Annotated in this window: 17 protein-coding genes and 1 pseudogene; 9 read left to right on the top strand and 9 right to left on the bottom strand. The window is 41.2% G+C overall.

Translation table 11 applies throughout. The features are described from left to right. The first annotated feature begins 436 nt into the window (after positions 1-436). Entirely contained in the window at positions 437-1,795 is a 1,359-nt protein-coding gene (locus LZG73_RS08015) for a serine hydrolase (protein WP_233847417.1), read from the top strand. 173 nt (positions 1,796-1,968) lie between these two features. Further along, the gene (locus LZG73_RS08010) at positions 1,969-3,423 is read left to right on the top strand and encodes a TlpA disulfide reductase family protein (protein WP_233847415.1); all 1,455 of its coding nucleotides are present in this window, start codon (positions 1,969-1,971) and stop codon (positions 3,421-3,423) included. Between the two features lie 487 nt (positions 3,424-3,910). On the opposite strand, the gene LZG73_RS08005 is transcribed toward LZG73_RS08010, so the two are convergent. Then, positions 3,911-5,221 (bottom strand): S41 family peptidase, encoded by a 1,311-nt coding sequence (locus tag LZG73_RS08005; protein WP_233847413.1) that lies wholly within the window; start codon positions 5,219-5,221, stop codon positions 3,911-3,913. An 873-nt stretch (positions 5,222-6,094) separates the two neighbouring features. On the opposite strand from LZG73_RS08005, the gene LZG73_RS08000 reads away from it, so the two are divergent. After that, positions 6,095-7,360, top strand: coding sequence for a serine hydrolase (locus LZG73_RS08000; RefSeq protein WP_233847411.1), 1,266 nt, complete (start codon positions 6,095-6,097; stop codon positions 7,358-7,360). 796 nt (positions 7,361-8,156) lie between these two features. Here LZG73_RS08000 and LZG73_RS07995 read toward each other — a convergent pair. Together LZG73_RS07995 and LZG73_RS07990 are read right to left on the bottom strand one after the other, a co-directional pair. Continuing rightward, the gene (locus LZG73_RS07995; protein WP_233847409.1) at positions 8,157-10,841 is read right to left on the bottom strand and encodes an ABC transporter permease; all 2,685 of its coding nucleotides are present in this window, start codon (positions 10,839-10,841) and stop codon (positions 8,157-8,159) included. A 2-nt stretch (positions 10,842-10,843) separates the two neighbouring features. Further along, positions 10,844-11,170 carry a helix-turn-helix transcriptional regulator gene (locus LZG73_RS07990; RefSeq protein WP_233847407.1) on the bottom strand — a complete coding sequence of 109 codons (327 nt, stop codon included), beginning with the start codon at positions 11,168-11,170 and terminating at the stop codon, positions 10,844-10,846. A gap of 383 nt (positions 11,171-11,553) precedes the next feature. On the opposite strand from LZG73_RS07990, the gene LZG73_RS07985 reads away from it, so the two are divergent. Beyond that, a complete protein-coding gene (locus LZG73_RS07985) occupies positions 11,554-12,999 on the top strand; it encodes a TlpA disulfide reductase family protein (protein ID WP_233847406.1) in 1,446 nt (481 codons plus the stop codon). A gap of 691 nt (positions 13,000-13,690) precedes the next feature. Here the strand turns inward: LZG73_RS07985 and LZG73_RS07980 are convergent. Both LZG73_RS07980 and LZG73_RS07975 read right to left on the bottom strand, forming a co-directional pair. Beyond that, positions 13,691-14,080 (bottom strand): glyoxalase/bleomycin resistance/extradiol dioxygenase family protein, encoded by a 390-nt coding sequence (locus LZG73_RS07980; protein WP_233847405.1) that lies wholly within the window; start codon positions 14,078-14,080, stop codon positions 13,691-13,693. Positions 14,081-14,690: 610 nt separating this feature from the next. Then, a complete protein-coding gene (locus LZG73_RS07975) occupies positions 14,691-15,071 on the bottom strand; it encodes a VOC family protein (RefSeq protein WP_233847404.1) in 381 nt (126 codons plus the stop codon). Positions 15,072-15,306: 235 nt separating this feature from the next. Between LZG73_RS07975 and LZG73_RS07970 the strand changes: the two genes are divergently transcribed. The 4 genes from LZG73_RS07970 (at position 15,307) to LZG73_RS07960 (ending at position 16,831) form a co-directional block, all read left to right on the top strand. Continuing rightward, a complete protein-coding gene (locus LZG73_RS07970; RefSeq protein ID WP_233847403.1) occupies positions 15,307-15,480 on the top strand; it encodes a hypothetical protein in 174 nt (57 codons plus the stop codon). Then, complete coding sequence (locus LZG73_RS07965) at positions 15,477-15,644, top strand: hypothetical protein (protein ID WP_233847402.1); 168 nt, start codon at positions 15,477-15,479, stop codon at positions 15,642-15,644. Before LZG73_RS07970 ends, LZG73_RS07965 begins: the two co-directional genes overlap by 4 nt. Before the next feature lie 516 nt (positions 15,645-16,160). After that, complete coding sequence (locus tag LZG73_RS25640; RefSeq protein ID WP_409014314.1) at positions 16,161-16,286, top strand: DUF5712 family protein; 126 nt, start codon at positions 16,161-16,163, stop codon at positions 16,284-16,286. Positions 16,287-16,309: 23 nt separating this feature from the next. Beyond that, positions 16,310-16,831 carry a hypothetical protein gene (locus LZG73_RS07960; protein WP_233847401.1) on the top strand — a complete coding sequence of 174 codons (522 nt, stop codon included), beginning with the start codon at positions 16,310-16,312 and terminating at the stop codon, positions 16,829-16,831. Between the two features lie 230 nt (positions 16,832-17,061). On the opposite strand, the gene LZG73_RS07955 is transcribed toward LZG73_RS07960, so the two are convergent. The 4 genes and pseudogenes from LZG73_RS07955 to LZG73_RS25630 form a co-directional block, all read right to left on the bottom strand. Next, positions 17,062-17,691, bottom strand: coding sequence for a hypothetical protein (locus LZG73_RS07955; RefSeq protein WP_233847399.1), 630 nt, complete (start codon positions 17,689-17,691; stop codon positions 17,062-17,064). 783 nt (positions 17,692-18,474) lie between these two features. Next, positions 18,475-19,329 (bottom strand): hypothetical protein, encoded by an 855-nt coding sequence (locus LZG73_RS07950; protein WP_233847398.1) that lies wholly within the window; start codon positions 19,327-19,329, stop codon positions 18,475-18,477. A gap of 449 nt (positions 19,330-19,778) precedes the next feature. Next, a pseudogene (locus LZG73_RS25635) lies at positions 19,779-19,919 on the bottom strand (IS3 family transposase); the annotation flags it as partial. 263 nt (positions 19,920-20,182) lie between these two features. Beyond that, positions 20,183-20,566, bottom strand: coding sequence for an IS3 family transposase (locus LZG73_RS25630; protein WP_409014322.1), 384 nt, complete (start codon positions 20,564-20,566; stop codon positions 20,183-20,185). A gap of 369 nt (positions 20,567-20,935) precedes the next feature. Here LZG73_RS25630 and LZG73_RS07940 point away from each other — a divergent pair, with 369 nt between their 5' ends. After that, positions 20,936-22,519 (top strand): BspA family leucine-rich repeat surface protein, encoded by a 1,584-nt coding sequence (locus tag LZG73_RS07940; RefSeq protein ID WP_233847395.1) that lies wholly within the window; start codon positions 20,936-20,938, stop codon positions 22,517-22,519. Positions 22,520-22,690 lie beyond the last annotated feature (171 nt).

The following is a 22,690-nucleotide window of genomic DNA, read 5'->3' as shown; positions in this document are numbered from 1 at the left end:
TTACAAGTCGAGCTAATAATATTCATATTCTTAATTATGTAACCACTTTTAGCAGGCTAATAATTCGGTCGTTAAAGCGTAATTTGGATGATCAGCGGAATCTTGGCTTCTAAGTGAATAGACTATACATTTCAGTTCGCTAAACAGCTGGGATGCAATTTAATACGTAATTCAAACTTCGAAACGCAGCATAGCCGTCTTACTTTAAGACTGATACAAAGGGGTGTAGCAAAAAAGTCCTAGTCAATAATGGCCAGGCTTTTAAGTAAGCATTATTATCGTCCGTGAGTGCAAATTTGCCTAGGAGAAAGTGAAGATAGCCACATATAAAATAAACGGGATTAGCAAGGTTGCCATTTTTCACCCGAAGATTTCCGGCAGTTACCGGCATATTTACATAAATTGCTTTTTTACCCAAATCCTGCCCCTTCCCTTTATGAAACACTTTCTTTACTTGCTTCCGATACTCTTCTGTTTCTCCTGCACAAAAAATGAAGACAAGTCTTTGGACGGTTCCGATTTGGAAGTCAGCGTAGATGGCTTTGTAAAACCTTACATCGACAAATCCGAGGCGGTGGGCATAGCCATTGGCGTTTTTAAAGGGGGCAAGCCTTTGCTGCAAAAAGCGTACGGATTGGCAGATATTGAATTGAATGTTAAGCTTCCGATGAACGCATCATTCGAAATTGGCTCGGTAACCAAACAGTTCACCGCAGTCGCCATTCTTCAACTTGCAGAAGAAAAAAAGCTCACACTGGAAGATGACCTTGGAAAATATTTAAAATTTGAAACTGGTAAACGAAAAGTCACAATACGGCAATTGCTGAGCCATACGTCCGGAATAAAGGGTTATACCGAATTGCCCAGCTTTAAGACATTATCAATTCAGAAGCATAGCAGAGATACGCTCTTACGCATTGTGGAAAAAGAACAATTCGATTTCGAACCTGGCGAAGCATTGATTTACAGTAATACGGCGTTTTTTATGCTGGGGCTGATCATTGAAAAGGTGAGTGGATTGTCCTATGAAGCGTATGTAAAAAAGAATCTATTTGATAAGGCGGGGATGACCAACTCCTATTATTGCAGCGAAAACAAGATCACTAAAAACAGGGCTCATGGTTATGATAGAGTAGATCGAGGTTTGGTAAGAGCCGCTTATCTTGACCACACCTGGCCTTATGCAGCCGGCTCGTTATGCTCGACCGTTGAGGATCTTGGAAAATGGAACAATGCGCTTCATCATGGAAAGATTCTTAATGAGAAAAGCTACAAGGAATTTTTAACGCCTGTAAGTCTGAATGATGGGACGGTTACACGCTATGCGAAAGGCATTACAGTGACGGAATGGAAGGGAAAGCGCCTTATCGAACACGGTGGCGGAATTAACGGTTTTCTTTCTCAGAACAGCTATTTTCCTAATGACGATATCAGCATTATTGTTTTGATGAACACCACCAGCATTGGCCCCAGGAACATTGCCGATAAAGTTGCAGACCTGATTTTTAAGAATTCAAAGCCAGTGAGGCGCCCACAATTTTCAGGTGACCTCGGAAAATTTACGGGAAACTACAAAGGACGGGGACGCGGCCAGGACATAGATGTGAAAATCAGTAAAAACGTGTCCAACCTTCTGCTGACAGTCGGCAAAGGACAGCCGCAACCGCTTCAATACATCAGGGACAACTCGTGGACAGACGGAAATAACATTTATTTATTCAAACAAGAAAATGGCCGGATCACAGAATTACGATTGGATCAGGTTTATGGATACTTTATATTGAAACGAGAGTAAATGCGCCTGTACGCACCGTAGTAACTTTTCTGTATACACGTTGCACTTGCCTGAGATAACGTCGCGCATTGTGACACTTACTACGTTTATTAAGATTCGATTCAGACGATGCATCAAGATTGGGATTTTAATGGTACTGTTAGTGTAACTTCTTGTATCATACCCTTAATGCTATGTTCCTTCATCCGAAAAACCTTCTGTTAATCTGCATTGTCGCATTGCTGTTAGCCAACTGCACGAAAAAGGATGATGGGAAAGTCAAAATTACTTTCCGGTTGAATAAAGCCAAAGGCATGGGTGCAGCTCTGGTTACCTACAATATGCTCAGTCTGGACACATTGCTTTTAGGGAAATCCACATTGGATAGCAATGGTTATGGGATAATAGAAACGACGATTGAAAAGCCGATGTTCGGCCATATTTCTGTGCAGGATAAATTTATTCCATTGTACCTAAAAGCAGGCGACGAAATTATCTTGGATGCAGATACCAGTAAAACGGGCGACGGAGTGAAACTTAGTGGTGACGAATCTGCGGTTAACGGGTTTCTTCGAAATTCCCAAAAAATCGCGCGGAAGTATTACGATTATAAAGGAAAGGCTATCTGGCAAAATGAGCCGGCCGATTTCGCACTTAGCCTCAAATTGTATCAGAATGAGTTGAACAAAGAACTTGAAAAACTGAAAAAAGAGGAAGGTGTAGCCGCAGAAGAACTGGATCTGATGAAAAAGAAAGTCGGGATGATGTTGTACGCCTTTCAGCAACACTATGCAAACAACCATTATAGCTATGACCTAGACAATCCTACTATCCCCTCAGATCTTAAAAAGGTTGTTACAACGTTGCCTGCGGATTCAGCTTTGTTTGATATGAACATGTATGAATATGGCGAAATCCTTTCAGGTTACCTGATTTCCGGTATTCACACGCCGTTAGGTAAGGTTACTGACAAAATGAACCAAGATTCACTCGATGGACTTTGGCTGGAAGCATCTGATGATCTTATTCAAAAAATGACTATGGACCCTTTCTTAAAAAGGCACTTCAGAGCTGCAAACATCAATTATTGGGTGCGAATGGAAGGTTTGTCTCCTGAAATAGCTAAGCTCCGCGAAGATTTTTACAAAGCCCCGGTACTACCTGTTTACAGAAAAACCCTGGACCAAAGCTTTGCCAAATGGGAGGCACTCGGCCAAGGTAAGCTGGCACCTGATTTTGACGGAAAAACGCCGGATGGAAAAACGATTTCGTTGAGTAGCCTAAAGGGCAAATTGGTGTATATCGATGTGTGGGCAACCTGGTGCGGACCTTGCCGAGAGGAATTCCCGGAATCTAAAAAACTGGTGAAAGAATTTGAAGGAAACGACGAAGTTGTGTTCTTGTATGTGTCTCTCGATGAGAATGTTGATGCGTGGAAAAAGATGCTGAAAGATGGTACTGTACCTCCCGGAAGCCACATTAATCAGCAAAGCAACTCTCCCGGCTCTCTCTGGACCGCGTACATGTTGTGGGGAATACCGCGGTATATTATGGTGAATAAAGACGGTACAATGCTGAAAGCGCACGCGCCAAGGCCAAGTTCCGGGACAGTAGCTTCCGAGATCAGGGCTTATTTGAAAGAAAGCTGATCGGCGGCTGCCCCAGTAAGCGTTTATGCATTGTACCCCAACATGTTCGATTGGTGCAGAAGATTTACTGTTAAACCCTCACACTAGTTCGTGTCTGTGCTATAAGTGGATCTTTGTCTAGGTGTAACTTGAGGTTTGGTATACTATCAGCTCGGCCCAAAAGTATTTTATTATTCAAATAAAATATGTAACCGCTTAGGCAGCCTTAAAAAACCGGTGGTTAAAATGGACTATCGAAGCTTACTACTTTTAGCTGTTCGGAAGCTTATTTTAGCATGTTTAAACTACTTGAATGCAGGTTAAATCGCACTGTTCACGAGTATCCATTTTATTCTGCATTGATATCAGTTACTTCTCTTCCAAAGGAATCAATTATATAACCGTTCTTGAACTTTTGATCTTTCTGTCAAGTCTTTATCACCATATGTTCGCTCAAGGCTGATACTTCAATGCTGATTTAAGAGATATGATTAAGTCAGATAAAGGCTTATTGTTTTTCTAAATCCGTCCTAATGTAATCTATCCATTTTTGACGTGGAATATGTCTTAGGTCATGCTCGGGCACAAAACCTGTCTTGTTGGTAGGCTTGGCATCTGTCCAGGCAGCCTTACGGTCAGGAATCAAAAGATAATAGTCTTCAAAGGGTAATTTTGTTTGCTGTGAAACCCCCATATAATCCATCATACCCAATGTGCGCTCCCCATATCTTGTTATTTTCTTGCTTTGCATTGAAATAAAAAAAAAGTACTCGGTTGAACTGCCTCCCAGGTCGTCAAAGACCAAAGCGATTTTTTCCGGGGTTTTCAGGATAACATCTGAATACAAAGTAAGGGACGGCAACGAATAGAATTGGTCCTTCGAAAGGGGAATCTCTTCATAAGCCTTTTTGTACTGGTCAAGAACTTCGGTTGTATAAGATCGAACCCACCTCGGATCTTTTGTGGGCTTTTCATAGGTTGATTTAATGTCGGCTAGATTTGATTTTATGTTATCAGGAGATAACCTCAAATAGGTGTTGCCCTGCACGATCGGCTCCGTGTAAAAGTATGGAAGCAAATAGGTCCAGCCTGAATTTCCACCGCCATTGCCTCTCAAATCCACAATCAGGTTTTTTGTAGACCTGATGAGTGAGTCATTTTTTTGAATCATTTCTTTGATCTTGTCGTCACGATTGAATGAGCCAATTGACAGCAGGACATGATCGTTATCCAGCTTTTTGCAATCGAGTCCATAATTATAGTTGCGCCAAGTCGAGAATTCAGATCTTTCATACTCAGTGATTGTTAATGGATAGGTTTTTGCCCATACCTCAAAATTCCAGACAAATAAAAGACCACCACGCTGCCTAACAGGAAAATCGGGAGTCATCCAGTCATAGCGGTTGAAAACAAACCCATTTTTATCTCTGGTAAAAGTGTAATACACAAGACCAGGCTTTGTCTTTGGATCTTTGCTCTGCAGAACGACAGCCTGATAAGATGTAGGACTAATCTTTTGGACTGCCAGCCTCAGAGTTGAGTCGGGGTTGATCCAAATACCCTCTATCGAATCCCTTTTTTTGGTGGTGAAATCCTTTTTAAAAGCATCCTCATTCAGGTTATTGTATTCAAATCTGGTGGTATCGGTAATGCTGTATTCAATGTCGAAATGCTTGTCATTGAAAAACGAAACGTAAGCGTTCAGAATGGGAAAGCATTTGACGGGATCAGATTCTTTTGCGGCATCTTTTCTGAGTTTTACCACCTGCCTTGTATATTGAGGCAACAATTTCCTGGCGATCATGTCAGGATATCCCACATAATTCAATTCCGTTTTTTTTATCGTCGTATCCAGATTTGCCAGACAGTTGCACTGTTGCTGGGCAGAAACAGTGTGGAACGTATACAGTATAAGGAAAACGCAAAAATATATAGATAGTGCTTTAACTTTCATGTATGTTAGACATTCATTGAGGTCACTAATATAAATGAAAACGATAATAAATAGTGAAGGTTGTGGTGATTACGTGCTATAACACTAATTGTGTCTGGAGAATCCAAGTAAGGTCGGCCATTGCTGGACACCTTAACTAAGTTGCGGTTTGTTACCGCATTGAGCTGTCCAAAAATTCGGTGGTTTTTCTCTACTCTAAGCGCCATGTGATTTTTGTCCTATTTGGTTCTGGAAAGAGCCGTTTTCTGTAAACTTCAGGACTCTTTTGCATGTAAATTTCACAATTAAATTGCCGTGAGATAGGTGCCAATATTCAAAAAACGGGTCAACGTTCTAGGACTAGGGAACAACCACGTTTTCTCTTACGTCGATCAATGAGTTAAGAGCTTTGTACGTAGCTCAATCCTACCATATAAATTATTAGATGTGAGCTTATAGATTTCTGGCCTATCCAGAGTTGGTATAGAAGCTGTATATTTCCAATCTTACATTATTATTGATAGCAACCAAAATCCATAAGTCTTGTAATTCATTATGCTGAGAAGGGTATTAAGATATTGCATAGGTCTGGCACTCTTCGTAAATGTTCTGGCCTGTTCTACTGACCAGCAAAAACTGGTAGGAATTTGGCATACTGAATTTGAGGCTGTGCCACATCTTAAAGGTCCGCTCGATGTTGAGCTACGTCATGACTTTTTTTCTGATTCGTGGAGCGGTAGGTTTGAAATTCCGGAATCAATGGCGGAAGGAACACTGTCTGGTATAAACATAACAGATTCAAAAATATTCCTGGATCTGGGGCAAGGAGCGACATTCACGGGTAATCTTTCGAAGAATAAAACAGATATTACTGGGTTGCTCAATATACCCGATCGCAAACCTGAAACGGTGACCTTGACGAAAACTGATCGTTGGACGTCACAGCGGCCAGCAAGGGCTGACAAGGAAAATCGTCCGCTGTTGAAATGGAGCTATCAAGCTCCGCCTGTAACCAGTGATGGCTGGAAAGTGGGCGCATTGAATATGCAGACTGCGAATTCAAAGGTATTACACGATCTTTTCGAGAACATATTAAAGGGCAAATATCATGGACTGGACGCAGTGCTTGTTGCCCAGAATGGAAAGTTGTTGCTTGACGAATACTTTTATTTAGGTGAACGAGAGAGAATCCATAGTTTACAATCCTGTACAAAAAGTGTGACGTCGCTCCTGATTGGCATCGCAAAAGATGGTAGCCTAATCCAAAATCTGGATGCACCATTAACAGCTTTCTTCCCGGCCTACAAGAACACTATAAAAGAAAAATCCGCACAACCCACGCTGCGTAATGCCTTAACCATGTCGGCCGGACTGGATTGGCATGAGGACATCCCTTACACTGACCCCAAAAACGATGCCGTTTTAATGAACCAGAGCAAGGATATGTATCAGTATGTGCTGGATAAGAATCTGGATGAAAAGGACAAGCCGGGTAAGAAATTTGAATACAACAGCGGCCTTTCGATCCTGCTGGGTGGTATTTTATCCAATGTAACGGGAAAGCCTGCGGACAAATACGCAGAACAATCCCTGTTTAAAGGCTTGCGAATTGAGAACTTTGCCTGGACTTCCATGAATAATCAAATCCATACCGGAGGTGGATTATTTCTTAGGCCCCGGGATATGTTGAAAATCGGGCAGCTGATATTGGACAAAGGAAAATGGAATGATAAGCAAATCGTGTCCACTTCCTGGATCACCGAATCGACCGCATTTGTTTTACCACAAAATGAGTCAAGCTCGGACTGGGGATACGGGTATCAATGGTGGCGGGGTGTGTTCCGGGTTAAAGAGAAGGTGTTTCCTGTGATCTATGCTGCTGGCTACGGAGGTCAGGTGCTATATATCGTCCCCGATTTAAACCTTTCAATCCTTACATTACATCACAACGCTTCGGATGTAAGTGGCAGCCACTCCCTGACCTGGAAAGATATCGAGAAGTCTATTCTTCCTGCTTTCATCTGATTAGAAGTATTAAGGAATGTACCCAAAACTGCAAAAACACACGAAGGTTATTTGATGTAGATAATTTAACTTATTAACTGTCTTATCTTATTTGCTATTTCTTTTGAGTCTTTTTTTGAAATAGATAAATCGTAAATTTTAGAGGTTTTATCTTTAAAGATTATTTCTATTTTGCTTCTACAAATTCTGGGATTAAGAAGTGCATACGTTCCAATTCTTGCAGAATTCCCACCAACTCCAATCTGCTGTATTTTAGAAACTTGGTGTTTTACTGTCTTATTGAAAAAGGGGAGTATCGATTTTTTCTCGAAGTAAAGATGGTCCTTATCTAGAGTAAGTTCATCGACGGGTATTGTAAAAAATGCAAGTACCATCAGAATAGCAAGAGAATACCAATCCAAAGAAAACCGTTTTCAAATTTTTTATAAGTCCATAATATATAAAATGAGCAAAGCTAGAATAGCGTACATTGATCGTAAAATCCATATACGGCTTATTAAAGTCATTTGTCTTTATAATAAACCTGTTCATAGGAAAGTAATATGGTTAAATTCAGAGTACTGATCTTCTGATCTGATATTTTTTAATACACTAATTAAAGAATGTTGCATTGAATTACTGTGAAATTTAGCATTATTTTGCACTATTTTAACAGAAATAATTTGTACAGCCGAGTTCATTCAATTGTCTTCAGAGTACGTTATCTCGTACTTGCCAAGTCACTGGTATCTGTTAATACTGACCTTTCATAGATACACTAAATGGTGTTTTGTATGTAAGAAATTAATTAGAAACACTACTCTGAACGAAGCGCTTTTACCGGATCTGTAAGGGCTACTTTTATTGCCTGATAACTCACGGTGAAAATTGTAAGTGTGAGCGCGGCCAATCCTGATCCGCCAAAAATCCACCAGGGAATATTGGAACGATAATGATACTTTGCCAACAACTGGGACAGGAAGTAATAGCTTACCGGTATTGCAATGACAATGGCAATCAAAGTTAGGTACACAAAGTCCTTCGAAATCAATTTCCATACACTTGCAATGGAAGCGCCCAGAACTTTGCGTATCCCGATTTCGCTTCGCCTTTGCTCGGCAGTAAAGGCGGCCAAACCAAATATGCCCAGACATGATATACAAATGGCCACCACAGCAAAAAGAAAACTCAATTTACCCACACGGTTTTCAACCTTGAACTTTATATCGTATTGCTGGTTAGCAAGCTGGAAATCCAACAAAGTGCCAGGTACATGTTGATCAAATAGCGGACGTATTTTTGAAAAAGCACTGGCTACACTTACGCCAGGAGTTAATTTGATATATAAGTAATTAGGTGCATAGGTCATAAAATAGATGGTCTGCTTCACAGGTTCGTATGGCGACTGCATGATCATATCTTGCACCACGCCTACAATATGGTATTCCGAATCATTGAACGTGCCGTCTTTCCACCTGATTGTTTTGCCAACCGGATTGTCAAGCCCCATATATTTAACAGCAGACTGGTTGATAATAATGGCGGATGAATCAGAAACAAAGTCGGTCGAAAAGTCTCTTCCCTGAAGAATCCGCCAGCCAACCGTTTCGCCATAGCGATGTGAAGCTGCGATCACTGCAAAGTCGTCCTGATCAATGGCCGACTTTCCCTGCCAGGAAAATCCTCTAGAATTTGATAGTATATCAGTAACGGGACCTGAGGATTGTGCTACCGATGCGATCATGCCGGATTGTAGCAAGTCATTTTTTAGTGCTTCTAGAGATTTAGTAGCAGGCGGAATCTTTACATAAATTAGTCCATTCCGATCGTAACCAGTTTCCCTGCTTTGCCCAAATTGAATCTGGCGAAATACCCCTACGGTACCAATGACTAACGAAATGGAGATTGTAAATTGTAATACGACAAGTATTTTTCTTGGCAGAGAAGAAACCCTCGCAGTGCTTGCCGAGCCAGATTTCAGGATATTAACTGGTTTGAAAGAGGACAGGTAGAGCGCGGGATAGCCCCCGGCAACAAGGCTTACCAAAACACAGAATGCTGCACCAATAAATAATAGGTGTATGTTGAATGCAGCTCCGTTTGTCATAAGAGCGCCGATTTTCTTATCGGCAATTGCATTGAACTGGGGTAGGGTCAATTGTACTAACAGCAGAGCAACCAACATGGAAAAGGCAACCATTATAAATGACTCAGCAATGAATTGGACTATAAGTTGGCCGCGCTTTGACCCAATAGCTTTTCGAACGCCGACTTCCCTTGCCCGCTGGCCGGAGCGGGCTGTGCTCAGGTTTATAAAATTAATGCAGGCCAGCAGCAAGATAAAAATCGCTATGGCAGCAAATAATTTGACATAATAGATCTGACCCTCGGTGTTGCGGCCGTTTTCCCAAGTAGAATACAAGTGCCATTTGTCCATCGGGTGCAGGGATAATGAAGGTATCGGGGCGGCATGCTTACTCTCCTTAATGTGTCTGAGTAAAACATGCTTTATCTTTTCGGATGCCGTTTCAATAGAACTGTTTTGTTGTGTCTGAACGAGAATTTCGAAAGTATTTACATTCCAGTTATCTTTCAGATCATTGACCCACTGCATCCTTTTGCCTGATGCAAACAACTTCCAGGGTGCTATAAACGATAAGTCATAGTAGTCTGAATTTTGAGGAAAATCTTTATAAACGCCAGCTACCATTCCCTCCAGTTCATTATCAATCTTCAAAATCTGACCAATTGGCTGACGTGTGCCAAAAATTGATAATGCGGCAGATTCTGATAGCAATAAATGGGAGGGATTTGTTAGGGCCGTGTTGCTTCCTTTAAGCATTTCAAGAGGAAGAATCTTTGCGCCATCGGGCTCCATGAACCGGCCCTTTTTTCTGAATTTGTTTTCGCCCGAGAGTAAGCTGTAATCCTGTGTATCCCATGAGATCGCTACGTTTTGAAAATCTGCCGAAAAGTTTTCTCGGAGCTCGGCAGCTAAGGGAAATGGCATATTGGGCGAACTGACGATGCTGCCGTTTTGAGCGGAATGTAACATGACACGTCCTACATATTGATGGTTTTTACTGGATTTATTGAACATCCATTCATCCCAAACCCATAAAGAAATAAGCATGGTTATGGTCAATCCCAATGACAGCCCTAAAACGTTGATCAGCGTATAGCCTTTGTTTTTTCCAAAGCTTCTGAAGGCAATTTTGAAGTAATTTTTGATCATATCCGGATTAACAAAAAACGGTGTGGGGTACGTGGCCGGTTCGCTTAGGGCATTTATCTTGCGTTTAAGAAAGTAAGGCAGTGAGAATTTTAGCACTTGTATAAGGTACCGTCTTCGGGCGACAGCCTCTCCAAGTGCAGATGCATCAATTGTAAACTGTTCGTGTAAATCACCTATGATTTCTTCGTGCTGCTCCGAAGGGCATGTCCACTTGAAAAAGAAATTAGCCCAGTTGGGAGGAGTAGGCTCTGAAAGTTGCTCGGCCATGATCAGTAGATAAATGGTAAAGGGATTGATTCCCAGAGTTGATTTCTAAGCTCACGCATATCCGATAACATGTGTTTGCCAAGCGTAGTAACAGTAAATATGCGTTTTCGCCTCCCGCCACGGGCGGCTGTGGGACTACCTAACTCCGAACTGACAAAAGCTTTTTCTTCTAACCTATATAACGCTACGTGAACTCCGCTCAGGCTTACAGGTCTTTCGGTTCGCCGGTTCAGTTCAGCTGCAATGGTTACCCCGTACGCGTCTGAATCCAGCACTGCAACCGTTAGGAGAACGAGCTCCTCAAATTCTCCCAGATATGCTCTTGCCATTTAATCTTTGCTTGAAGATTTATATCATTGTTGTTTGTTTAACAAATATAATGCCATAACAGTAAAGGCTTGCAAAGGCAGATTTATAGGGCTCTCATGTTCGCTATTGAACACTACTTGTACGTTTTTGGCCAGTGATACTGGTACTGAGATCGCGTATTATTAAGTAGCTACGCGTATTAATAGATTTTGTCTATCGCAATTGCTGCTTGTAAAAATCGGTGGAATACCTGAGCTCTGATTAGCACCTGCACTTGCCACAAATTCTATCCCGTCAAGCTTTCAAAAGACCGTGCTTGATACGAATTAGAGCTCAGCGACACAAGATATTTAGAAGTTAGTAAATAACTATTAACTTAGGTATATATTCAATTCTCAACATCATGGCTATGCTGATATTGCAACGTCTCATTTGTTTCAACTTTCTGCTTTTGCTTACAGGAAGCTATTCATCTGCCCGGGAGCTGGATATGGAAGGCTCGGTTACCATTAGATTGTCTTACAATAACCCAACTGCGGATTTACCGGTTTCAGCCGAAATATTTCATTCATTTCCTGCATATAGTTATTCCGAAGTAGTTGATACGTTATCATCAAAAAAGAACACACTTTGGATGTCGTGTCCCGTTTACATTCCTCAGGAAGGCTTTATAACCATAAACGACACAAAAATTCATGTGTTCATGATCCCCGCAGATACCATTTATCTCAGCATTGATCGTCTAAATGAAAAGGTAAAATATGTAATAGAAGGACGAAGTAAAACCGTGCAGGATTACTATCAAGCTAAGTCCGCAAATTTCCCGATATCAATTGGCCAACAGATCATGAATGCAGGTGTCAGTGAGGGTAACCTTTCTCAGTTTGCAATTGCGGCAGATAGTCTGCATGCCCTCGAACAGGTTTTTTTTGAAGAGCAGTCAAAAAAAATGCTTCCACCCTGGTTTTTCAGATTTGAATTGGATGCAATCAGATATTCAAATGCCTGGCTTCGATTTTATGCATACAATTATAAACGAGATGTTTGGCAACAACGTGAAAAAGCTCCTGAAGGTTATTTTAGTTTTCTCGCAGGAGTGCCGATTAGAAACGCTGGTGCGCAAAATGACTATGAATACTTGAATTTTTTGCGAGAGTATGTCAGATACAGATCGGATAAAATAGTTGATGGCAAACAGGCAAAAAGTACAAATTCGCCTAACTATCAGAAGAATGTCGAGATCCTCGGAAAAAGAATTGGAGAGTTTTTTACGATCTTTTTGACCAGTGAAGCATTGAATAATAAGCCCCAGGATATTGAAAAGAAATTAGAAAGTTTCCCGATCTCCGAAGTTAATAGTCACCTTGCCATTTATTTAAAAGAGCGAGCTTCACAAAGGGTTAATTTGTTAAGTACCGGAAAGAGCAGCCCAAATTTCTTCTTGGTGAACAGCGAGGATTCGCTTATTTCACTCGAACAGTTCAAAGGAAAAGTAGTATATCTTAGTTTTTGGTTTGTTGGTTGCAAAGGATGCATCAAAGAATTCCCTTTTGAAAACGAGCTGGTAGAAAACTTTAAAGATAAGCGTGTTCAAATCATCAGCATTTGCACACGAAGTCCAAAGGGAAGGTGGCTTGAAATGATCAAAGGCAATGGACTTAAAACGCTTAATCTTTACGCCAATTCAGCTTGGGGACGAAAGTTAGAAGAGAAATTTGGAGTTAATGTATATCCTCACTATGTGCTTATTGACCCTGATGGTAACATAGCCGAGAATTTTACCAGTCGTCCTAGTAGTGGAGCTGCTGCCAAAATAAATAAGCTACTACCGGCTGCCAACGCATATTAGTCACAAACCATATACCAGCCGTTACTGACCGAGGGCCACAGAATTATGCATCCTTTTAAGGCCTGCAGCTTGTCAATGCCCTCAGAACAATGACATTTTTCCCCAATTGTGTTATTGAATATGTAATGCCGTTATACTTATGCTGCTCTCTGGTACTTTTTGATACTATTCTTTTTAATCCAATTGGACAAAGTAGCCTCAGTCACTCGGTAACGGTCAGCAATGTACTTCTGACTCGAACCGCTGAGCAGCAACGCTTCAATCTCAGGCCTTAACTGATCGAGCTTACTTTTGCCTGGGCCAGTCGGCCTGCCTGGTTTTATTCCAGAAAGTTTCTTGGCGGCTAACGACTCCTTTGTCCGCTTGCTGATAAGGTGTCTCCCTCAATCTCCGATGCCATGGCAAAAACCATGACCATAACTTTGAATAGAATCATCAAGTTGCCAGGCGCCTTTTACTGTGTAGATCCTGATTCCCTTCTGCATGGCGATCGATATAATCTCCATCGCTTCAAGCATAGATCTTCCAAGTCGGGAAATTCACTATGTAAAATCACATCCCCTTTTTTAAGTTCGTCAAGGATTGGACCGATTTTGCGGTTACGCAGCAGAGAAAGAGAGGTTTAGAAGAATGTCAACTGGCACCGTTTTCAATAACACCCTGTCACCGGCAATGCTGTTGTACTAGTCATCTAGATCCTTTTCTGAATTTGCCAATAGTGTCCAAAAGGATCTTTAAACATGCCTTGTCGGTAGCCATAATCATGATCTGTTGTAGGACTAATCTCTGTTGCTCCCGCTTGAATAGCTTTATTCATTACTGCGTCTACATTAGCAACAAATAATCCAATGATCGCTGTTACTCCTTTAGCACTTATAGGTTCAAGAGCCTCACGCATTGTTTCATGCAAATGAAAAATTGCCCCGTTAATTTCTAATTCAACTACGTGAATGCTTCCATCATCGTTACGAAGGCAAAAATTTTCAGTTGCTCCGAATTTTTTGTAGAAATCAATTTCAATTGTCCCATTGGGAATATGTAGTTCTGGAGCAAAATGCGTTATAGGTCCTGTTCTTGTCATGATTTCTTTAATAAAAGTCAGATACATTTGTATTCCTCTATCTAAAAGTAATGTAGCTCTTATTTTCGTTTTTCAGAAAATTTTTAATCTACACTTCCAGTTTAGCTGGCTTAAGCGTTGAAGGCTTCCCAACCCCCATATTATACCCATTGGATCTTGGCCGTCATTGTCCTGCCGCCAAAACATGTGGCAATGATATTCAGTGCCTGGCGAGATTCGTTTGTAAAAAACAGAAAGCCTCTCAGCTCTTAAAGGTATACGTTTATTCAAATTTTGCATGGGCATCGGTAAGCTAGGGTCAATGATTCTCGTTCCCCTTAGTCATTTACGAGCGTACGCGGAAACCGTCGTTTAAATGTAAACTGAGCGATGGATATAAATCTTTCCTGTTTGCGGTGAATGGTTAAAAGTTTACAATAAAGCTGCTAACGGGCATCTTAAATTTTACTTCCTAATAAGACCCGTCATGAAAAGCGTTGACGATTTGGTATATGTATCCGACTTTGGTTGGCTTTTACAAAAGGTGTCCGCGCCTGATAAAAACAAATCATTCTCAATTTGTCTTTGAATCAGATCTGCGTGCTAGCATTTAATGTGGTCTTCCATTTAATCACCGAGTGACAGGCGTAAAAAAGTTTACAAGGTTTTCATCAGGATCGCGGAATAACATAGAGCGGTTTCCCCAGGGCATTGTAGTTGGTGCTTGAACAATATTAGCGCTATGAAGGTCTGCCAGCTTATGATATTCTGCGTCTACATCGTCTACGCGAAACTCTAAAATGACCGATTGATTGGATGCCGGGGCGGCCAGATGACTTCCTTCAAAAAGCTCCAAAGTCCGGGTACTGGCGATTGACAGTACGATTGATGAGGTGTGTAATTCTGCGAAATCCTCTGTATACTGAATAACGGATAAACCCGTAATTTGTTCATAGAATGCAATAAGAGGCTGGATGTCTGCGGTGATAATTCGGATGGATGCAAATTTCATAGGATGGAATCTTTCTCTCAAAATTATAATGCGGAAATGACAACAGTATGTCAGCAGCGTTGCTGGCAATACCAGCTTTTAGTCATAGAAACCTAAATTTGGCTAATTCTGAGTAGTTTTCTTTTTTATCAGCCCTACCAATTTAAATAGTGAAGAAATTTAAAACTCAATATTCGCGGCGGGATTTCATAACCTCTGTCTCAGGCGTAGGTGCTGCTTGAATGATTACCCCATTATGTCGCTGGCAGCAGACAAGCTTAACCCAAAGGTGGCGAAGATCGTAGCGGACACAATGGGGTCGACACGCACAACCACATTGATGTTCCTCTCGCTGCCGCCGAATTCCCTGGGCCGGATATTGACCTGGCCCAGGAAACAAAACTTTCGGGCTTATCGGCTATTTGCATGACATTTTCTGTTGACCGTCCCGAGCTGCGCAATCCTGGTGATGGCTATGAACGTTTCAAGAATGGGATGGCTTCGATGGACAAAATCCTTGAAAAAAACGGCTTGAAGCGTGCTTTGAATATGGGTGTGTTGCCGATGCGCAGAAGAAGCAGCAGCCGGCCATAATCCAGTCGGTTGAAGGTAGGCACTTTTTGGAAGGAAAATAGAGCGTCTGCAAGAGACTTATGACAGCGGACTTCGGCATCTGGGACTGCTTCTTGACAACGATGCAATTGTGACTTTGCGTGATGTTTACACCAATCCAGTACTAACAAGATCTGAGGAAATAATTACAACGACACAACCATATGGTTCGGAACGTCTTGTAATAAATATGAAGCAACCAACACATCACATTATGACAAGTTACCCGACAACTTACCGAAGTTCTTGGAGCTTTTATTTAGTGTTCTTTTCACCGAAATTCAATAAGGTTTACTTCAAAAAAGTGGAGTGGCAGCCAATTGATAAATAGGCAAAAAATCTATTAAAAAATGCAATCCATTACTTCTCCGTTTACTCTTTAACAGATAATAAATCTCACAAATGGCCCCAGGAGTTTTTTTTACAGATATTACACCCATGGAGACCGCATGTGAAGCAGGTTCTCCGTCAACGCGGCAAGGGTAGGAAGGGAGCCACATGCATGCGCAGCTGATCGTGAGCCGCAAGACGGCAGACAACGGCCGACTGATCAGCCCAAAGACCAACCACCGAGGAAGCAACGCCGGCCACAGCCAGAAATCTCGCATATTTAAAAAATATTAGGTCATTAAAGACCTACACCACAAATGATAATTGAAGCAGAAATAATAAGTCAACCATATTCGGGAGAATACAGCGAAAGAATTTACGATAATGAAAGTCAATGGAATTCTCAAAGTTGGACCTTTATAAGGTTTATAAATGATGACTATTCAGAATGGTGTGGGCAATTTCGTGGTTTTCCAAGACAAGTTGCTGTCTCGAAAGTCAGATATATTATCTTAATTTTGACATCAGACTACTTATACCAACTAGACAGGCGAACAGGAAATATAACAGATTTAGAAGACCAGCCACAATATCAAAATTTGACAGTTACTCCGAATGGGGACTTTATTCTCTCTGACTATTACGACATTGAAAAAGTGACGGAAAGTATTAAAGATAAAGAGCCTATCAAAAGTCCAATCCAATTGGACATGATTAAGTTTAAAATCTGGGATAACTACAAACTTGAATTTACTTGTGACGAATTTTCAAATTGGGATAGACATCTGACAATGACGTACGATAGCCAAACAAACAAAATTGAAATAAAAAGCGTCTAAACATTATCGACAGAAGCTGGACAAGCAGAACGTTTGTATTTTTTATTAGCGTTGAAGAGTGCAATAAAGTTTACAATAAATAAAAAGATAAGGAGGGGTAAAACCCAGAATTGGCCGCTCGAGTTTTTGTAACAACCCATTTTATGTTAACTGACAAAAAGGAGACGTGACTTTGCTCATTTCGTTCCGGATAAGCTGCACTAGGTCGTGCTGCCGCAATGCGTCGTTAGCTAAAATCTTTTTCCAACAGAGAAGGAAAATTGTGGAAAGATCACATCTCCGTTCGTATCCAATTGAAGGCCAGCCAAAGCACCAACTACAATATTTTTCCTGAATGTATATCTTGCAAATAACTGTGTTATTGCTACGGCTGCAATAGTGCGTTGTGGCTCAGTATTTCTAAGAATCCTTACTGGTAAAGGGTATCCAGTGAGAACAGGAAATAGTATTTCTCTGTCATCTGCCAATGAAGTCGACTGATACCGAGCAGCAACCCCCAACTTGATACCATAGTCAGCGTTTTTTGTACGAACTGCATGATAACTGATCTTTCCTGCTAATTGCATTCCTGCTGTGGTAAATCTATAAGACATGTCTTCTCTTGGAAAATTATCCAGCTGCACTAACAATAGATCTTCACCATCATGAATGGTCATTGCAAATTCCGTTGACCAAGACAATTTAGGCCGAAATTGCTGCTCATATTCAAAGCCGACCATTAGCCCATATAAATCGCCAGTACCACTTTTTCCAGTACCAAGGTTAGCGCTGAATATTTGTTTGGGCAACTCTGGAATTCCTTGCCCGAAAACACTTATGTGTATAAGAAGAACTACAACTACTAAAAGGATTTTTTTCATATCAATGTTTAGATGGCCGGGTAGTCCCCAGTCTTACCAATATCTAGTAAATGGTGGGATTTCTTTTAATTTATTCACACACGTCGACACTGTTGAGGACGAAAAATTATAATCACCAGACGTCCGTTTTTCGATACTAGTTGATACGTCAACCTACTATATTGTTAGTATACAAAAAGTGTCTTAATTTATCGTCTCATAATTCTGTGTCTCTTTTTCGTGCCTTGACTGAATTATTGAGACATACAAACAATATGTTATTTCAATATGCATGGCGCTCAACCGCAAGTGGAATGATTTTATACCTAGTAACAGCTTTTCATCTAAAAATATTTAATATGAAAGCGATCTTGAAGGTAATTTCAATCCTTAGCCTTGGAATGTTTATCAGCCTGGCTGCGTGCACAAGTAAAAATAAGACAGAAGGAACCGGTACAGATGTCGACTCGATGAGTATGGATAGGTCGGGGTCGGAAATGGGTGCAGATACAATGACCTCCGATTCAGCTGGTACATCATTAGAATAGATTAATTGATGCAGAAATGCACTGTCGCTACTAGACATAACAACGCTTCATAGGATGTTCACTAAGCAATCTTATTTTAAACTACTTATGAAGCGTTATTGCACAAGCACCAATCATTTATCATGGTTCATTCAAACCGTGTATAAAGCGAACTGGTCATGATGGTAAAAAGTGCCTTTTATTGATTAGTAGGCACTAGTAACCTGCCAACTATGACAGGTTTCATCTGTAATGACAACAGTACGATCCGATGTAACTAATCTTTTTTAGTAACCTTTAAATCACAAAAATAGCCCTCTGTACCAACTTCCACCCATAGCGCTATGGCACCTTTTAAATCCGGGCCATGAAAAAGATCATTGACGATCAGTGCCGGCTGAGACCTGTTGTCCAAAAACAGTTTCGCCTTCAAGCCACTAACCTCGATGCGCATGGTAATCCATCTGTTTAAGTCCATATCTGCGTAAGACTCGTATTTTTCGGGCGCTTCTTTTCTGAGGCGGTCAAATTTGTAATCCGGATAGGAATAATACTGAATGGAATGATTTCGCCTTACCTGCTCATTTGCCCTGCCATTTGTCGGCCGGATGTAGATACTTTCGTAACGGGAATTATCATCATTAATCCGGAAGGCAACACCAATGAAGCCTCTTGCTGACTGTGGAGCATTTTTCAAAAGTTTGCTCAGTACCTTCACTTCAATTGTACCATTATGAAAATCTACATCTCTGATTTTGACAAAGGTGGGCTCATCGACACCTTTAATAGTAGAATCTTTCACAACTTTGATAACGGATTTTCCATTCAAAGTTACCAAAGACATATATGCCTGAAACGGTTCCAACGTATTGGTGTTTAACTTAATGCTTTGCGCATTTGCTTTCGGTAACATCAGTAGCGCAACGCATAAAAGTAAAAATTGAAGCGATTTTAAGAATAGAGTAATCATTTTCAAGCAGTAATTATATTTATGGTTCAAGAAATCAATGGTAAGGCGAGTGAAAACATCCGGATGTGAGTCGTAAAAACCATGGCACCCTTCATTACCTCCAATCTGGAATTTATTATGTTCGTATGAAGCCCGTCCCACAAACATATATATTTTTCTCAAACGACCCTAGCTACAATACTCTACCAAGATGATTCCGAACTCATTATGTAACCGCCAAAGGTTGGCAATTTAATCGGTTGTCAAATCGAAATTTGAATGGATTTCTAATATATAGCTTATTGCAAAGGAGTGTACGATTATTTTACAGTTAACTAAAAATGGAACACGTTAAATCGTACTTTGGCTAAGCTTGGATCTTTCAAAAAAATGTCCTGACTTTAAAAGGCAAATTTGATAATCACATAGTACGTCAATATTGGGCATCCTGAAAAATCTTCTCGGTAAGTGTGACTCAAACCATGTTGAGCATTGGACTCGCCGACATGGTATTGCAACCTTTTGTTGGAGGAATTTAACAGGCAATATTTTCTGACTTTTTCACTTCTTCGATTAGGGCTATCAAGCTGCTTTTTGATTGTTTAGTATCTTTTCTTCAAAGGCTTGGGGGCTCAAATATCCTTGTGATGAATGCCTTTTTTTCCTATTATACCGCGCGGCGGCCGCCACACCTCGATAAATTCAAAAATTGCCAGTTTTGCCTCTTGTTTACTTTTAAATTCGCGATGATAAACCATCTCTGTTTTCAGCGTCTTAAAAACGCTTTTAGCTGGTGCATTATCCCAACAATCACCTTTCCGAGACCGCCCGGCGGCCCGGTCATTCTCTGGGTGATAGGTAAACTAACCAGCTGCTTACGAAACTCACTGCACGCGTATTGAATTTCTCTATCTGACCGGGTCGCCGGCGCGATAAAACAGTAATGGTTTGTTTATAGGATAGCACTTGAAAGCCATTTTGAAAGCCGCTACGCTGTTGTCTTCGGCTCTCATTGTCTCGCTCAGCGCCCAACCCACTACCTTACGATTTGCAAGATCAAGTATTGCTGTAAAATTAATCCAGCCTTCTCCTTAATATATGCGGCCGCCGCAGCGGTCAGATCTGATACCCATTTTTCTCCGAGCTTTTCTGCTATAAAATCTTTATTCAGATGATTTTCAGACACTTGATAAATATGGTTACTATCAGTAGTTTGTATCCCGTATTTCTTCCGGACAATACTTTTCAGACCAATTTTTCTCAATTCTCTGGCTACCCGTGGGCGCGATACCCGGAAACCTTTTGCTTGCAGTTCCACTGTAATGCGCGGGCTACCGTAGCATGCTTTATTTTCTTCAAAAACTTTGCGGACATGAAGAGATAATTCTTGGTGTTCCTGCTGACGTTTACCTTTTCTAATTGTCGGATCCGTTTCTGCTCCTCTGTCAAACCTTCAACTTTTTCTCGAAAATCAGGCTTATTAACACTTGCGCGCCGTTTACTGATACGACCTGCATCAAACCCGAGCTCAGCCACTGCCGCACTCGCCGAGCCTTTAGCTTCTGACAGTTCCACTGCCATCCTTTTGAAAGATTCGTCAAACACCCGCGGTCCGCCGCACGGTCGTTTTCTCATAGTCAAATTTAGTTGGAAATTTAATCTGCCTATTTCTGCCTCCAAGCAAATGTAGCAACGTCAAATTGTAAGTTTAAAACCGTGACTTAGTATGTTAATGGTTTGTTTTACTTTTATTGACTAACAATCTCACCTCTAGTTCAAAATCTGTTTTATGCTTAAAACACTACTTGTTTTAAAAGTAAATGCCTTATCCCTTGCCACATTAATGCGTTTAGTGGTGCTGAGCGTGACCATCCTAACTGCAACCACCGCACATGCGCAGAGACCCTTTATTACAACGTGGAAAACAGATAATCCGGGCAGCTCTAACAGTTCGTCTATAACCATCTCTACTGTTAGCTGGGGCAGTAATTATGAAGTGGACTGGAACAATGATGGCATCTACGACCAGACAGGTATAGTAGGTAGTGTTACCCACGATTTTTGGTCGCCTGGTACATATACGATTCGCATCAGGGGCGCCTTTACTAATATAGTTTTGCACCTTGAGGACAGGCTAAAACTGCTTGAGATCAAGCAATGGGGCGACATAGCCTGGACAACTATGGAGCGCGCTTTCTCGGGTTGCGCAAATCTAAGTATTAGCGCTACTGATCTGCCCAAGTTGTCAGGAGTAACAAGTATGGCAAGCATGTTTATGAATTGTACCAGCCTAAATGGCCCATCTAATATTGGTGACTGGAACACGGCTAACGTAGTCGATATGAGTGCAATGTTTATGGCTGCAACTTCTTTTAACCAGCCCATCGGTAATTGGAACACCGCGAAAGTTGAAAATATGAATGCAATGTTTGCCGCGGCTAGTGCCTTTAATCAGCCAATTGGCAGCTGGAACACCGGCAAAGTTATCGGTATGGGCAACATGTTCGGGGCTGCCGCGGCCTTTAATCAGCCTATTGGCAGCTGGAACACCGCAAATGTTATTGATATGCAAGGGATACTTAGCAATGCTACCTCCTTCAACCAGTCCCTCAGTAGCTGGTCTCTGCATCCGGATGTCTATTTAAGCGACATGCTGAACTATTCCGGTTTAGATTGTGAAAATTATAGCGCCACGCTGATCGGTTGGAGCACAAACCCTGCCACGCCTAATAGACGTTACTTAGGTGCCATTGGTCAACAGTATGGGATACATGCTGCGACTGCCCGCACCAATCTGAGCGTTACAAAAAGTTGGTTAATTGAGGGGGATGTCGCCCTAAATGCGGATTGCTCAGCTTTGCCAGTTGTATTAATATCATTCACTGGTAAGTCCAAGGACAATAATATAGTGCTGACCTGGGATACGTCCTCTGAGATAAGCAATGCGGGGTTCGAAATCGAAAAGAGTACCAATGCTAGGACGTTCGTAAAGATAGGCTTCGTGGATGGAGGTGGAGACTCTAAGGTTCGAAGGCAGTATAATTTCTTAGATGCAGACCCACTTCCGACCGCTTACTACAGGCTAAAACAGCTTGACTTCAATGGCCAATTTGAATATTCAAGAATTATTTCGGTAAAAAAATCAGGAGAAAAAATTGTGATTTATCCCAATCCAACCAGCAGTGTATTTCATTTGAAAGGGTTGACCGAAAAGCAAAAGCTAGTTATACGAAATGTCCATGGCGAGGTGGTACTCAGTCAACTATGGTCTCCTGACAATTCGGTAAAAGTAGGTCATCTGGCTAATGGCTTGTATTTCCTTTCTATTGCAGGTGTGACAAGAAAGGTTATTGTCCAGAAGAAAAGCAATTAATAATCCGACCGGACCATGCCATTGGTATCCAAGAAGAAGTATGGCATTTTACATTAAATAGCACAATTTTCTATTAAAAGGATGACGTCAAGATTATTTCTATTGACAGTATTGCCGATTTTCTTATGTGTGTACAAAGCTACAGGTCAAGAAAGTCAATTCTAGATAAAG

This window comes from Dyadobacter sp. CY326 (genome assembly GCF_021390515.1).
In the GTDB taxonomy this organism is placed as follows: domain Bacteria; phylum Bacteroidota; class Bacteroidia; order Cytophagales; family Spirosomataceae; genus Dyadobacter.
This window is presented reverse-complemented; position numbering and strand designations above follow the sequence as displayed.

Bases quoted from the DNA above. Each gene is read 5' to 3' on its own strand.
- LZG73_RS07995 (WP_233847409.1), bottom strand. From the start codon at position 10,841: ATGGCCGAGCAACTTTCAGAGCCTACTCCTCCCAACTGGGCTAATTTC.
- LZG73_RS08010 (WP_233847415.1), top strand. From the start codon at position 1,969: ATGTTCCTTCATCCGAAAAACCTTCTGTTAATCTGCATTGTCGCATTG.
- LZG73_RS07960 (WP_233847401.1), top strand. From the start codon at position 16,310: ATGATAATTGAAGCAGAAATAATAAGTCAACCATATTCGGGAGAATAC.
- LZG73_RS07965 (WP_233847402.1), top strand. From the start codon at position 15,477: ATGACATTTTCTGTTGACCGTCCCGAGCTGCGCAATCCTGGTGATGGC.
- LZG73_RS08015 (WP_233847417.1), top strand. From the start codon at position 437: ATGAAACACTTTCTTTACTTGCTTCCGATACTCTTCTGTTTCTCCTGC.
- LZG73_RS07990 (WP_233847407.1), bottom strand. From the start codon at position 11,170: ATGGCAAGAGCATATCTGGGAGAATTTGAGGAGCTCGTTCTCCTAACG.
- LZG73_RS25640 (WP_409014314.1), top strand. From the start codon at position 16,161: ATGCATGCGCAGCTGATCGTGAGCCGCAAGACGGCAGACAACGGCCGA.
- LZG73_RS07970 (WP_233847403.1), top strand. From the start codon at position 15,307: ATGTCGCTGGCAGCAGACAAGCTTAACCCAAAGGTGGCGAAGATCGTA.
- LZG73_RS07980 (WP_233847405.1), bottom strand. From the start codon at position 14,080: ATGACAAGAACAGGACCTATAACGCATTTTGCTCCAGAACTACATATT.
- LZG73_RS07985 (WP_233847406.1), top strand. From the start codon at position 11,554: ATGGCTATGCTGATATTGCAACGTCTCATTTGTTTCAACTTTCTGCTT.
- LZG73_RS07955 (WP_233847399.1), bottom strand. From the start codon at position 17,691: ATGAAAAAAATCCTTTTAGTAGTTGTAGTTCTTCTTATACACATAAGT.
- LZG73_RS07940 (WP_233847395.1), top strand. From the start codon at position 20,936: ATGCTTAAAACACTACTTGTTTTAAAAGTAAATGCCTTATCCCTTGCC.
- LZG73_RS07975 (WP_233847404.1), bottom strand. From the start codon at position 15,071: ATGAAATTTGCATCCATCCGAATTATCACCGCAGACATCCAGCCTCTT.
- LZG73_RS08000 (WP_233847411.1), top strand. From the start codon at position 6,095: ATGGCGGAAGGAACACTGTCTGGTATAAACATAACAGATTCAAAAATA.